The organism is Campylobacter showae, from assembly GCF_900573985.1.
GTDB classification, from domain to species: Bacteria; Campylobacterota; Campylobacteria; order Campylobacterales; family Campylobacteraceae; genus Campylobacter_A; species Campylobacter_A showae_E.
Genome location: NZ_UWOK01000001.1, coordinates 2,128,116 through 2,142,106, shown reverse-complemented (window position 1 = coordinate 2,142,106; position 13,991 = coordinate 2,128,116). Strand labels below are relative to the sequence as shown.

The following is a 13,991-nucleotide window of genomic DNA, read 5'->3' as shown; positions in this document are numbered from 1 at the left end:
AATCTACAAATTTAACTTCAAATTTTACTGTTTGGCGACCTTTTTTATGCGCTTAAATTTATAAATAATCGAGTTTTAGGAGTCCAGTACTCACGATCTAAATTTGCCTTTTTTAAAATCGGCAATCGCTTTGTATATGGTTTGGTTTGTAGGAAAAGTGCCCTTATGGCCTCGTAGAGTAAAAATTAGTTTTACTGATTTGTATGCTCGTTAAGAGACTAGCCGCGAAAGATTGTTGCTCGGTTAGTAGGTAGGCTTAAATTTGCCAAAAAGAGTTACATTTAGATATGTTTGCGTAAAATTGGCTATAGAGTTGATAGGCGTTAGTCGTATAGCCGTAGGGAGCGGAAAAACTCCGCTCCACTTAAGATTACGCGTTAGTTATCTGGATATAGTTTATTCCGCCTTCGGTTACCGAGTTAGCGTTTAACAAGTCGAAATTTGAGATACCTGCTAGTTTAACTAAGTTATCGTTAGCATCTAAGGCCTTATTGCTGTTAGCGTCTCTTACTAGATACGTATCGTTACCGTAGTATACCGCATAGATAGTATTTGCCGCGGTAGAGCTTAGGCTACCTAGGGCATCGTTTATAGCGGTTTTTAGATCGGCTCTGCCGTCTACGTTTAGAGTTATTTTTTGTAACGTAGCTGCGCCTGCGCTACCTAGGCTTATCTTATCGCCTCTGTTTGCATCGGTGATTGTTATGTATTTGCTAGCGCTAGCATCGGTAGTAGAAGCTCCTAGGCTAAACGTATCGTTACCCGCTCCGCCGCTGATTTCAAATTTCTTATTAGCGGTTAATGCCGCAGTAGTGACGGTATCGTTGCCTTCGCCTAGGTTGACGGTTATATCGTGGGTTTGAGTAGTATTTCCGCCAAAGGTTACCTCGTCGTCGCCCGTACCGGTATCTACTGTTTTTAGCTTGGTATTTGCGGCATAGACGATACTTATGTCGTCTTTGGTAGACGAACCTTTGATTGACGATATTTCTAGTTCGGTCGATCGGATAATTATTTTATTCGTACCGCTTGCATTGTTGTAGCCGCTTAGATCGATTGATTTTAGTTTAGGCATGTAGCTTAAGTCTACCGTTAGATTTGAGTTATGATTTACGCCGCCGTCTATAGCTAGGATACTTGCGGGATTGGTTATGCCGCCTTTTATTGTCATGGTTTCAGTTTTATTGTTTGGCGATATTGACCATCCCCCCATTATCGTTCCTTTGATGTTTACGATGTCGGCCGTCGCATTCTTTTCTGCGGCACCGAGTCTGGCGTATATCTTTGTTACGTCATCTCCGACGTAGCCTTTGATATTAAGCGCTTTACCTGCACTTAAATATAGAGCTTTATCCCAATGTTGTCCTGGTTGCGATACGCGGCTGTTTACGGGTTCTATGACATTTGAGATGTCCAAATTTATATTCACTCCAGCCATATGAACACTATTTGAGCCAGAGTTAAATTCTGCATATTGCATAGCGTCAAAACTTCCGGTGCTTATATTTATATTGCCTTGAGATGCCAATATAGATCCGGTTTTTAGCTCTTTTAAGTTGTCTGCTTTTATAGTAATGCCTTCGCGACTGATAATTCTATTAAATTCTGCCGTAGAATCCAATCCGCTACCATTTATGTTTATTTTTGTCTCTTTAGCGGCCATGATGGCTTCGGCCTTAAATGTCTTTTGTCCGTGTGCTTTTAAATTTACGTTTTTCACCATCTGGCTTCCATTATGACCTATGCCTTTAGTGTATGGATGTATTGATGTAGTGTAGCCTATGGTTACGTCGCTATCTTGTATATCTGTACTTAAATTTATATTTACGTCGCTCTTTTTGTTATCATAGCCGCTATTTAGTCCTCTTAGCCAGCCTAGACTTACGGTTTTTTGATTTACGGCAGTTATATTTATGTTGCCGCCTTCGCCCACATCACCCCAGTAGTCGCCCAGCTTTAAAACGGCGTCCGTTATGCCGTAGTCTGCGGTAGCGTTTAATGTTAAACTTTTAGCTTTTATAGGCGCATTGTTGATGTCAAAAGGAAGGGTATGCCCTATGTCTGCGATACTTCCTGCTACGCTAGCTTTTAAGTTAAACGTCATATCGCCCGTCGCGGTTATTCTTTGGTTTGTACTGTTGTTTATATTTAGTTCTTTATATCCGCTTGCATTTACGGTAAAATTTCTTGCCTCGGCGTGTGATAGGAAATTTATCACGCCGTCAGTTATATTCGAATTTGAGGTATGATTTATGGTTATGTCGCCGGTTGTGCGCACGGTTCCTGCATTGTAGTTAGCCACAGACCCCTCTTGCGTAAATTTACTAGTCAGACTTACGTCTCCTGCTGCGGTTATATTTCCTACGGTTAACGTTTTTTGTCCTACGGCGCTTAGGGTTACGTTATTTACCTTTTTATCGTTATCTCTATCTCCTATCTCTCCGTACGTTACCGTAGAGTCCTCTTTATCCGTAGTAGATATTAGGCTTACGTCTCTAGTGGTATATATTTTATCGTTTGCAGCTACGCTTAAATTCTTTAATCCTTCGGCTTTTAAAGAAATATCTTGAACGCCTTGAAGAGGAACCGGAAGATAGGTCTTATCGCCTACTGCTCTAAGAGTTACGCTAGTGTCGTCGCCTGTACCTTTTAGATTGATTTTACTGATGCCGCTTAGCTTATTGTTTATAGTATAGTCTCCCTTTGTCTCTACGTTTAGAGTCTTTAGGTTGTAGGCATTCGTATCGTGGCTTCCCGAAGCGTTTAACGCCGTAATACTAGCCGTTATATCTTTATCGGTCTTATTTACTACGTTTAGCGTTTCAAGAGCAAATACGCTGTTTATATCTTGATAAAAAGTACTACCGTTAGCCGTAGTATTTTCTAGGGTAAAGTCTAGCTCTTTTACGGTATTTGAGACTACGCTTGCACTAGTAGTGCCTTGACTTGCAGGTACGTCGCTAGCGTTGGCTACTTTTACGTTTAGCTTTTCGGTTCCGTTTGCGGTTATGCTGCCGTTACCTTTTTCTATAACGAAATCTCTTATATCGGTACTATTGTTTATAGTTACGTTTGTAGAGTTGGTAGCTTTTGCGTTTACTTTTGCTATCTTAGAGTTAAGTATATTTACGGTAGCGCTAGTTCCGTTAATACCAAGCTCGGTTATCTCTTGCGCTCTTGTAAAGTCTAGTACTGAAGCGTTGGTGTTGATATTTAGTACTTCCACTCCCGTCATCTCTACGTGCTGGTTTCCGTTTATAGCGTCTATGAAGTTTACCGTATCCTTGCCGGCTCCTCCGTCGATAGGTATGATTCTTCCGCTGGCTCCGGTTACGTTAAACAAGTCGTCTTGTCCGCTGCCTTTTATGCTTTGAACGTATCCGTTGGCTTTTACGTTTGCAATTAGTTTATTGCCTTTATATTCGGTAGCGTCAAAGCTATATAGTCCGCTCGTAGTATCTACCGTTAGATCAGCCGTTCCTTTTATATGCATAGTCTTTATGCTTGCAACTTGATCCGGTTGTCTAATCGTATTTGATGTAAAATTAGTTAGCTTGCTAGCTCCTCCTACGGCGTTAATGGTTAGAGCTTCTATATGGTCTCCGTTAACGGTAGTTATGTTTATTCTAGCGTCTTTATCCATGTTTACATTATTTACGACGATTTCCTGGTTATCGTTGCTTCCGGCTAGTACGTCGGTATTATAGATTAGATTTAATCTTCCCGTATCGCCGTTTCCGCTTAGTTTTAGATCGTTGACTAAAAGTTTTACTTTGTTCTCCGGGTTAATAACGTCTACCTTATTCTCGCCGTTTAAGGTGATGGTTTCTAGGTTGTGGATATATTTAGTGTCAAATCTTAAATCGCCGTTGGTCTTGTTGGTCAAATTTAGATTCTCTATATTTTTAACCTCTCCGGTTCCGTTAGTCATTCCGTAGAAGTTAGTGTATAGATCTAAATTTAAAGTATCGTTTCCGCCTTTGCCGTCTAGCTTATCGGTAGCTTTAAACGTAGTTTGTCCTACGGTAGCAGATACGGCTCCGTTAAATACGTCTGATTTGCCTGTTCCGCTTACGTCGTTAGCGTCTGCTGAAAGATTGTGGATAGTAGGAGCTATAAGAGCGTCTATTTTTGCTTTTTGCTCGTCTAGGTTGGTATTATTAGTAGTCGCTATTATATCTTGGAATAAAGAGTAGTCGTACGCTCCGGTTTGATCGGCCGGAATATCTGCTATCTTCTCGGCCATATACTGAGAGATGGCTGTTTTATTTTCAAATACCTTAGCGGCTACCGGGTCTGCCGCTTTTGCTATAGCAGAAGTAGCTACTTCAAATAACTTAGCTACCGTATCTCCTCTGGAGTTACCTAGTTGAATGTGTTTTACCCAGGCGTTAATACCGTCCGGATCTTGAGAATAATCTTTACCTAAGATATTTTTATAGAGCATCTCCACGAAATCTCTATCGTGATCTATGCTGCCGTTAAAATAGGCTAGTGCCGCCGGAGAAGATAGCATGTCGTTAGCCATCTTAGCTATCGTACTGTTTGCTCCCGCGTTTACCCACGCGTTAAAGCCTGCGCCTTCGGGTGCGCGGTTAAATAACGCTACGTAAAGCTGTGCTACTTGCGCTTGTGTTACTGCCATTGAGGACTCCTTTTTAGTTACGGTTATAGGTTTAACGTTTTAAATACGATTTACGAGTTTAAAAAATAAGCTCAGCTAGGCTTAATTCGCGGGTAGATTGCGACGCCTAATCGGGTCTAGTTTTAGGATAAAATTTACTGCACCGAAATTATGATCGCACAAATCTAAACGCAGCTAAAGATACACTTATCTTTAGGCTTTAGCGTTTAAATCGCAAATCTTAATTTTAATGATATTTATAATTTTAACTAGATGCTATAAACTTAAAATCGATTTAAAAAGTCGGGGGATTATAGCGAAAAAATATGAAAAATAAAAGGTAAATTAAATTTTACTCCCCGAGTAGTTCTAAAAGTACCGCAACGTGGCTTAAATTTATATCTTTAGTCGCGGTTAATAGAGCGATTTTACCGTGCTTTTTTTCTAGAGTTTTTAGCTCGTTCAGTCCTACCGTCGCCTCTTTGTCTGCTAGTTCGGCCTTAAATTTAACTTTAAATTCCTCAAATCTAGCCTCTTTGTCCTCATGAAACCAAGATCTAAGCTCGTTTGACGGAGTAACCGACTTTAGCCATAAAAACGAGCAAAATATCTCCTTTTTCACTCCGCGAGGATAGAGTCTATCGACGAATACGCCGTAAAAATCGCTATTTTTATCGCCTTTTACAAAATCGTAAATTCTGAAAGCCTGAAACATTTTTGCTCCCCGGTTTGACAAATTTGATTCCGAATTTTACAGTAAAATCGCTATTTTATCGACTAGATTTTAAATTATCTCCGTAGTTTACGGGTACCAAGTTTTATCAAAAAGAGATCTTGCGCCGTATTTGATTTTTGTTTATTTACATCAAATATCGGCTTTAATTTTCTAAGAAACGGCGTTAATTTTTCGTACGAATTTGCCAAAATAACCGCTCTTTAATCAAAATCCTTGTAAAATTCGCCAAAAAAAATCGAGGCAAATTTATGCAAAAAAGTAAAAAAATCGCTCTTATTATCCTAGGCTCGCTCGCGGGCTTGTTGCTTATCTACACGCTCGCGGGCTTTTTAGGCGTTCCTTACGCGCTCAAAAATACGCTGCCCGCAAAGCTAAAGGATATGAACGCGAGCCTTAGCGTGGCGGAGGCTAAATTTAACCCCTTTACCTTCGAGCTAAACGTCACGCGCCCCGAGCTAAACACGACCGCGCCGCTTTTTAGCGCGGAGCAAATCGACGTCAAGCTTAAGCCTTTTTCGCTCTTTAAAAAACTCGCGGAGGTCGATATCTTGCGCCTTGAGAGCCCTAGCGTAAATATCGCTAGAGATAAAAACGGCACGCTAAATTTAGCTACGTTTTTAGACGAGTCAAACGCTACTAGCACCGAAAATAACGAAACTAGTAGCATAAATTTCGCTCTAAACAGCACAAAGATAATCGGCGGCTCGTTTGCCTACTCGGACGAGAGTTTAAAACAGCCGTTTAGCGCCAAATTTGAGGGAATAAACTACGAAATCTCGGGCATAAATACCGAGCAAAATAGCGCCGGTAAGCACGTTTTTGACGCAAACTCCACGCTAGCGCAAAAGCTAGACTGGCAGGGCGGCATCGACCTCTCGCCGCTTCGAGTTTACGGCGAGCTTAGCCTAAAGGACTTTAACGTCCGCCCCGTCGCTCTTAGCTTCATCGACACGCAAGATCTGCGCATAAACAGCGCGCTTATAAACGCGAAAACTAACTACGAACTAAGCACGGACGGCGGCGTTATCAAGGCTGCTTTAAAAAACGCCGCTTTAAATTTAAAGTTGTTTGAAGCACAGCTAGACGGGCAAAATTTGAGCCTAGAGGAGCTTGATCTGCCTGCCATCGAGGTAAATGCCGACGTTAGTGAAAAAAGGAGCTTTGCGGCCGATATTAGTGAGATAAAATTTAAAAATACGAGCTTTAAAGGCGAGGCGCAGGCAAATTTAAACAGTCTAAATTTAAGCGGAGTCGCGCTTAAGGCTGATATAAACGAAAAAGGCGATATAAACGCCTCTGCGTCGCTCAAAGCCCTGGGCGTTAGCGGGATAAACTTGACCGAAAAAAGCGTCGGCGAGATAAAGCTAAAAGACGCAAACGCAAGCGAGCTGGATGCTAAAATAAAAGGGCAAAATATCGCCGCTAGCCTAAAAAATTTGACGCTTAGCACCGCCTCCGCTCCCGTAGGCAAAAACAGTGCGGCAAGCCTAGAAAAGCTCGTTATAAACGCGCCTAAATTTACGCTGGAAAATAACGCTAGCGCCGCTTCTATCGGCGAGGTAAAAGCGCAAAAAATCGCGCTAAAAACAAAAAATAAAGAGCTCGCTACCATCGCCGAAATCGGCGTGAAGGACGCGGATTTTGATCTAGCTAAAACCGCGCTTCGCATCGAAAGCGTCAGTATAAATAAGCCTAAATTTACAACCGAATTAAAAGAAAACGGCGAGCTTAGCGCTATTAGCGAGCTTGGCTTAAACGGCGAAAAAACCGCCGCCAAAACAAAAGCAAAAAGCAAAACCGAAAGCGCAAAAAAACCTGCCAAATCTCAAAAAACGGCAGAAAAAAACGCCGCGGAAAAGAGCCAAAAAACCGAGCAAAAAAGCACTCAGAGTGCAAAGAGCGGATTTCAATTTAGCATCAAAAACGTCTCCGTTATGGGTGCCGATATCGGCGTAACGCATATTTTCGAAGGTCAAAAGATAGCGCACAAATTTGACGGACTAAATGTAAATTTGCAAAATATCAGCGAAAATTTAGCTGCGCCAGTGACCGCTAAAATCGACATGAAAAGCTCGCAAAAGCTAAATTTGGCTCTTAAGGGTAAAATCACGCCAGAGCCCCTAAGTATCGAAGCCGATATAAAACTAAACGACGCAAATCTGCCTCGCTACTTCGTCTACGCTAAAAACTATCTGGACGCGAGCTTAAAAAGCGGCGAGCTAAACGCCGAGCTAAACGTAAAATACGCCGCGGATGCCTCCGTAAGCGGCAAGGCAAACATCGCAAACATCGAGCTTGCGGACGGCTCTGGCGATAAGGTTTTTGCATTTAAAAATCTCAAACTATCTAAAATTTCGTTTGCGAAAAACTTCTTAAATTTAGAGCGCGTGACTCTGAGCGCACCGTTTTTAAAGGCGCATTTAAATAAAGAACGCGAGCTAAATCTAAGCAGTCTAGTGAAAAAGAGCGAGAGCGAAAAGGCGCAAAAAGCGGACGCAAAACAAGCCGCCCCTAAAAACGAAAAGCCCGTAGAGGCCGCAAAACAGCAGAAAAAAGAGGGCGAGTTTGACTTCGCTATCAAAAATATCCTCGTAGAAAACGGCGATGTAGACTTCTCCGACGCGTCGCTATTTATGCCGTTTGCGACCAAGATAAGTAAGCTAGAAGGCGTGCTGATGGATATCGACAGCACTCGCCCGACGATGGGTACGTTTGAGGGCGTAGTTGGCAAGAGCGGCTTTAGCAAGATCGGGCTCAAGCTACTGCCGTATGATCCTAAAAAGAGTACGGAAGTCAAATTTAGCTTTAAAGATATCGATCTAGTCGACGTCACGCCTTACAGCGGGCAGTTTTTGGGCTACAAGATAGAAAAAGGCAAGCTAAATTTGACTCTAAACTACGATGTTAAGGACTCTAAGCTAAACGGTAGCAACATCGTAAATCTAGACACGCTAACGCTTGGCGAAAAGGTCGAGTCTAAGGACGCGGTAAATCTCCCGCTGTCGCTTGCCATCTCGATCCTAAGCGATCAAAACAACCAGATAAACATCGATCTGCCGGTGACAGGCGATCTAAATGACCCGGACTTTAAATACGGCGGTATCGTCTGGGAAGCCGTAAAGAAGCTATTTGCAGACATCACGCTGGCCCCGTTTAGATTTTTGGGTAATATGCTAGGGCTAAGTAGCCAGGATCTAAACACTATCGACTTTATGCCCGCAAATGCCGAGCTCATCGTATCCGAGCAGGCCAAGATAGCTGATTTTATCAAGCTAACCACGGCAAAGCCTAAGATGAAACTAAGTATCACTCCAGCCTATTCTGATGTGGACGTAACGGCTCTAAAAAATGCGAAACTAAACGAAAAAATAAGCCAAACGATGAATCAAACCGGTAAAGACTACGCAGGAGCGCTCGCATCGCTAGCTCCAAAAGAAAAAAGCAGCGACGAAAAGGCGCTGAGAGAAGCTGCGCTAAAAAGCATCGAGGTGAAAAAAGAGCAGCTGCTAGAGCTCGCTAACGCAAGAGCTCAGGCTATTAAGACGGCCCTAGCGCAGGCGGGACTGGCCGAGGATAGGATGACTGTCAAAAAGCCTGAAAAAACAGACGTCAAGCAGGGCGAATACTCAAGCGTGATGATGGGCGTGGCGGACTAAATTTGCGTGGTTGCGGGTGTTTATTTCATCCGCACCATTTTTTGTTCACCTTGCTTGCGACAAAGGATTTTTGGGGTTAAATTTGCAAATTTGACCCGCCCAGACCCGCACCGCGAAAATGCCAAATTTGACGCTATATCCACTTTTAAAATCTCAAAAATCAAATTTAATAAAATTTATATGATTTTCCAATTTCATTCAAATTTTACGCAAATTTGGAAATTCATCTCAAATTTGGATAGAATTTTGCTTGCGCGATGTAAAATTTACGAAAGGATTTTTATGAAAAATTTTATACTTTTATTTGCAGCGTTCCTTTTTACGGGATGTTTCGGGCTGTTCGAGAGCTCACCGGAGGTCGCTCAAATCGAGGGCGGCAACGCCAAAGGCTACAAAGAAGTAATGCGCATCAAAGCAGACTGCTCCTCATGCGCTAGCGGCGGTCAGGATATCAAGATAAACGGCACGGACTACACTAGCGACGTCGCGATAAAATGCTGCATCGCTCAAAGCAGGATCGACACGAGCGCGGCCATCAAAAAAGTCTATATCCATAAAATAGCCGACGAAAGAGCTGCTGATAGCGGCATAAAATTTATCTCCAAAAACGGCGCGAAAATGCTCTATCCAAAAGAGCGTCTTGAGAGACTTTTTCATCTTTTCTTACAAGACGAGCTTCTAAACCGCGGCATCATGGTCGTGGATAGCCAAACCTCGCCTTACACCTACCGCGTAGATTTTGCGTTTACCGACTACGCAGCGTCTTATAGCGAACCGTCGCAGTATCTAAGCGCGGCGATGAAAGGCAAGCTAGGCGTCAAAAACATAAACAAAACCCGCGTGCTAAATATCTCCACCAGACAAGACGTGCGCAAGCTGGAGGCCGAGGACACGGAGGATTTTAACCTCTACGTCTACCTTCTGGTTAAACAAGCCGCCAACAAAGCCGCTGAAGAGATATCAAAACTATAAAGGAAAAGTATGAAAAAATTAGCTTTTTTCGCCCTTACCGCCGCGCTTTTTGCCGCGGTCATGAGCGGATGTTCGCAGCGCAGCTCGGTGTTAAATTTAACCCCGTATCAATCAACCTCAAACCAGATGGGCTACCAAAAAAGTATCCGCATAAATAGCATCGAGGACGCTCGCGCCAACAAAAGCATAGTCGCCACAATCACGGGCAGCAACGGTGACGTCAAAGAGTACGTCACGCTACAAAACAGCATCGAGGGCTGGCTGCAAGACGGCCTTAGCACCGAGCTAAAGCGCCTGGGCGCAAATTTGAGCGACTTTGGCGATATCGTCGTGGACGTGAGGATCGTCGAGCTTAAAGCAAACCTAAGCGGCTACTCCACCGACAACCTAAAGGGCTCGGCAAAGCTTGCGATAACGGTTCATAGAGGCGATCAAACTATCACCAAAAACGTCTCGCAAGAGCAGACTAAATTTGCCCCGATCCACACGAGCGGTGCGTTTAAGAGCTTTTTTGACGAGCTACTACAAGACATCGTAAAACGCGCGGCGATCCAAATCCTAAAAAGCTGATGAGATGCGCTAACTGCGGGCATCTGAGTCTGGGCGTGATCTGTAAAATTTGCAAAGATCACCTGCTCTCCTCGCCCGCAAGGACGCGCGTTTTGGACGGCGATTTTAAAATTTACAGCTTTTTTGATTACTCCGAAGTTAAAAATTTGCTCCATTCAAAGCACCTATTTCACGGCTCTTTCGTTTACGGCGCGCTCGCAAATTTGAGTTTTAAGATTTTTGCTAGCAAATTTAGCTTCGGCTCGCCGGTAAATGCCGTGCCGATCGATGATAAAACGGCTAGCGGCTACTCGCATACGGCGATCCTAGCTCGCGCGTTAAAAAGCGCGGAAATCCGTCCGCTTTACGCCTGTTTGCACGCGAGCTCAAACGTCAGCTATCACGGCAAGGATCTCGCCTTTCGCCTAAAAAATCCGCGAAATTTTAAGCTCTTAAAAACGCCTAAATTTCCGGTTATCTTGATAGACGATATCGTAACGACGGGCACTACGATAGACGAAGCCAGACGGACGCTGCAAAAAGCCGGCTGCGAGGTGCTTTTTGCGCTGACGCTTGCCGATGCAAAGTATTAAAATTTGATTCAATTAAGGCAAAATTTGGGCGCAAATTTGGCATTTTAAAACTAGCGAAGTAAAATTCTCAAACATCCCCAAATTTCGACTAAATTTAACTCAATCAAGCCAAGAAAAAGCATATCTATTTAGCAAGTTTTTATCAAATTTAAGCTAAAATCGGCAAGTAAATTTTAAGGATAAAAATGGAAGAAAATCTACTCAATCAAAATCAAGACATCCAAACCGTCGATATCGAGGAGTCTATAAAAACGAGCTACCTCGACTACTCGATGAGCGTCATCGTCGGTCGCGCCCTGCCCGATGCCAGAGACGGCCTAAAGCCCGTTCATAGACGCATCCTCTACGCGATGAACAACCTCGGAGTCGGCAGCCGCAGCCCGTACATGAAGTCCGCGCGTATCGTGGGCGACGTCATCGGTAAGTACCACCCGCACGGCGACACGGCCGTTTACGACGCGCTCGTGCGTATGGCGCAGAAATTTTCCATGCGCTATCCGGCGGTCGACGGTCAAGGAAACTTCGGCTCCATCGACGGCGACGGCGCGGCGGCGATGCGTTATACCGAAGCTAGGATGACGAATCTAACCGAAGAAATTTTACGCGATATCGAAAAAGACACGGTTGATTTTATCCCAAACTACGACGACAGAGAGACCGAGCCAGACGTCCTGCCTAGCCGCGTGCCGAATTTGCTGCTAAACGGCTCTAGTGGTATCGCCGTCGGTATGGCGACGAATATCCCGCCGCACAGCCTCGACGAGCTAATCGACGGGCTTTTGCTAGTGCTCGAAAATAAAAACGCGACGCTAGAAGAGGTGATGCAGTACATAAAAGGGCCGGATTTCCCGACTGGCGGGATAATATTTGGCAAAAAAGGCATCATCGAGGCCTACCGAACGGGGCGCGGCCGCGTAAAACTACGCGCCAAAACCCACATCGAAAAAAAGCCGAACAAAGACGTCATCGTCGTAGACGAGCTGCCGTATCAGACGAACAAAGCTCGCCTCATCGAGCAGATCGCCGAGCTGGTTAAAGAAAAACAGATCGAAGGTATCAGCGAAGTGCGCGACGAGTCCGACAAGGACGGCATCCGCGTCGTCATCGAGCTAAAACGCGACGCGATGAGCGACATCGTGCTAAATAATCTCTTTAAATCAACGACGATGGAGAGTACGTTTGGCGTCATAATGCTGGCGATAAACAACAAAGAGCCGAAGATATTTAACCTAATCGAACTTTTGAAGCTATTTTTAAATCACAGAAAAACAGTCATCATCCGCCGCACGATATTTGACCTAGAAAAAGCCAGAGCTAGAGCGCATATCTTAGAAGGTTTAAAGATCGCGCTAGATAATATCGACGAGGTTATCGAACTCATCAAAAATAGCGCCGACACGCCGAGCGCTCGCGAAGGGTTGGTAGCAAAATTTGGCCTTAGCGAGCTACAAGCAAACGCGATACTAGACATGAGGCTAAGCAAGCTAACTGGTTTAGAGCGCGAAAAACTAGAAGCCGAGCTAGCCGAGTTGATGGCCGAGATCGCGCGCCTTGATGAAATTTTAAAGAGCGAAACCTTGCTAGAAAAACTAATCAAAGACGAGCTGCTTGAGATAAAAAATAAATTTAAAGTGCCGCGCATCACCGAGATCGTGGATGATTACGACGATATCGACATCGAGGACCTCATCCCTAACGAAAATATGGTCGTAACCATCACGCACCGAGGCTACATCAAACGCGTGCCGAGCAAGCAGTACGAGAAGCAAAAACGCGGCGGCAAGGGCAAGGTCGCGGTAACCACGTATGACGACGACTTTATCGAGAGCTTCTTTACGAGCAACACTCACGACACGCTGATGTTCATAACCGACCGCGGACAGCTCTACTGGCTCAAAGTCTATAAGATCCCTGAAGGAAGCCGCACGGCTAAGGGTAAAGCGGTAGTAAATCTCATCCAGTTACAGCCTGACGAAAAGATCAAGGCGATCATCCCGACGACTGATTTTGCCGAAAGTAAATCGCTCGCGTTTTTCACTAAAAACGGCATCGTAAAACGCACGAATTTAAGCGAATTTAAAAACATCCGCTCTATCGGCGTGCGCGCCATCAACCTAGACGAGAAAGACGAGCTAGTAACGGCTCTAATCGTAGAAGGCGAAGAAGAGCCGATGAATCTAATCGACGAGCTTGGCGTAGAGACCGAGATAAACGAGATAGAGGCGATAGAAGCTCAGATCGACGAAGAAAATAGCGAGGAAAACGATGAGAACGCGGCCGAAGGAAGCGACGACAGCGAGAAAATGCTATTTATCGTAACCAAAAAGGGAATGTGCCTCAAATTTAAACTCAGCAAAGTCCGCCAGATGGGCAGAACGGCTCGCGGCGTGACGGGTATCAAATTTAAAGAAGCCGGCGACGAGGTCGTTGGCGCTGCCGTCATCGAAAACAACGATCAAGAGGTGCTAAGCATATCTCAAAAAGGTATCGGCAAGCGTACTACCGCAGAAGAATACCGCCTAACAAATCGCGGCGGAAAGGGCGTAATCTGCATGAAGCTAACGAATCGTACCGGCGATCTAATCGGCGTCGTAATGGTCGATGACGAACAAGATCTGATGGCTCTAACCTCAAGCGGCAAGATGATTCGCGTCGATATGCAAAGCATCCGCAAAGCCGGCCGTAACACCAGCGGCGTCATCGTCGTAAACGTGGACGGCGACGACGTAGTAAGTATCGCAAAGTGTCCTAAAGCCGACGATGGCGAGGATGAGAGCGGCGAAGAGACGCTAGAAAATTTAGAATGAATTTAGTGTTTTTGGAATACAATTTGCTAGTAAATTTGCAAACAAAAAAACAAC

General features: G+C 44.4%; 7 protein-coding genes. 5 read left to right on the top strand and 2 right to left on the bottom strand.

The features are described 5' to 3' along the window. Positions 1 to 370 precede the first annotated feature (370 nt). Positions 371 to 4,645, bottom strand: coding sequence for a beta strand repeat-containing protein (locus tag EE116_RS10705; RefSeq protein ID WP_122874397.1), 4,275 nt, complete (start codon positions 4,643 to 4,645; stop codon positions 371 to 373). Positions 4,646 to 4,976: 331 nt separating this feature from the next. Next, positions 4,977 to 5,339, bottom strand: a complete 363-nt coding sequence (locus tag EE116_RS10700; protein WP_122874396.1) for a DUF488 domain-containing protein — start codon at positions 5,337 to 5,339, stop codon at positions 4,977 to 4,979. A gap of 269 nt (positions 5,340 to 5,608) precedes the next feature. Here EE116_RS10700 and EE116_RS10695 point away from each other — a divergent pair, with 269 nt between their 5' ends. The 5 genes from EE116_RS10695 (at position 5,609) to gyrA (ending at position 13,937) form a co-directional block, all read left to right on the top strand. Continuing rightward, positions 5,609 to 9,016, top strand: coding sequence for a DUF748 domain-containing protein (locus tag EE116_RS10695; protein ID WP_122874395.1), 3,408 nt, complete (start codon positions 5,609 to 5,611; stop codon positions 9,014 to 9,016). Positions 9,017 to 9,298: 282 nt separating this feature from the next. Then, on the top strand, positions 9,299 to 9,988 hold the full coding sequence (locus EE116_RS10690) for a hypothetical protein (protein WP_241091682.1): 690 nt from the start codon (positions 9,299 to 9,301) through the stop codon (positions 9,986 to 9,988). 9 nt (positions 9,989 to 9,997) lie between these two features. Further along, on the top strand, positions 9,998 to 10,558 hold the full coding sequence (locus EE116_RS10685) for a YajG family lipoprotein (RefSeq protein ID WP_122874394.1): 561 nt from the start codon (positions 9,998 to 10,000) through the stop codon (positions 10,556 to 10,558). Continuing rightward, complete coding sequence (locus EE116_RS10680) at positions 10,558 to 11,130, top strand: ComF family protein (protein WP_122874393.1); 573 nt, start codon at positions 10,558 to 10,560, stop codon at positions 11,128 to 11,130. The genes EE116_RS10685 and EE116_RS10680 overlap by 1 nt, the downstream gene beginning before the upstream one ends. 185 nt (positions 11,131 to 11,315) lie before the next feature. Beyond that, positions 11,316 to 13,937, top strand: coding sequence for a DNA gyrase subunit A (gyrA, locus tag EE116_RS10675; protein WP_122874392.1), 2,622 nt, complete (start codon positions 11,316 to 11,318; stop codon positions 13,935 to 13,937). Positions 13,938 to 13,991 lie beyond the last annotated feature (54 nt).

What these genes read in the sequence shown, in the direction of transcription:
- EE116_RS10705 (WP_122874397.1), bottom strand. Translation starts at nt 4,645, where the DNA reads ATGGCAGTAACACAAGCGCAAGTAGCACAGCTTTACGTAGCGTTATTT.
- EE116_RS10700 (WP_122874396.1), bottom strand. Translation starts at nt 5,339, where the DNA reads ATGTTTCAGGCTTTCAGAATTTACGATTTTGTAAAAGGCGATAAAAAT.
- gyrA (WP_122874392.1), top strand. Translation starts at nt 11,316, where the DNA reads ATGGAAGAAAATCTACTCAATCAAAATCAAGACATCCAAACCGTCGAT.
- EE116_RS10680 (WP_122874393.1), top strand. Translation starts at nt 10,558, where the DNA reads ATGAGATGCGCTAACTGCGGGCATCTGAGTCTGGGCGTGATCTGTAAA.
- EE116_RS10685 (WP_122874394.1), top strand. Translation starts at nt 9,998, where the DNA reads ATGAAAAAATTAGCTTTTTTCGCCCTTACCGCCGCGCTTTTTGCCGCG.
- EE116_RS10690 (WP_241091682.1), top strand. Translation starts at nt 9,299, where the DNA reads ATGAAAAATTTTATACTTTTATTTGCAGCGTTCCTTTTTACGGGATGT.
- EE116_RS10695 (WP_122874395.1), top strand. Translation starts at nt 5,609, where the DNA reads ATGCAAAAAAGTAAAAAAATCGCTCTTATTATCCTAGGCTCGCTCGCG.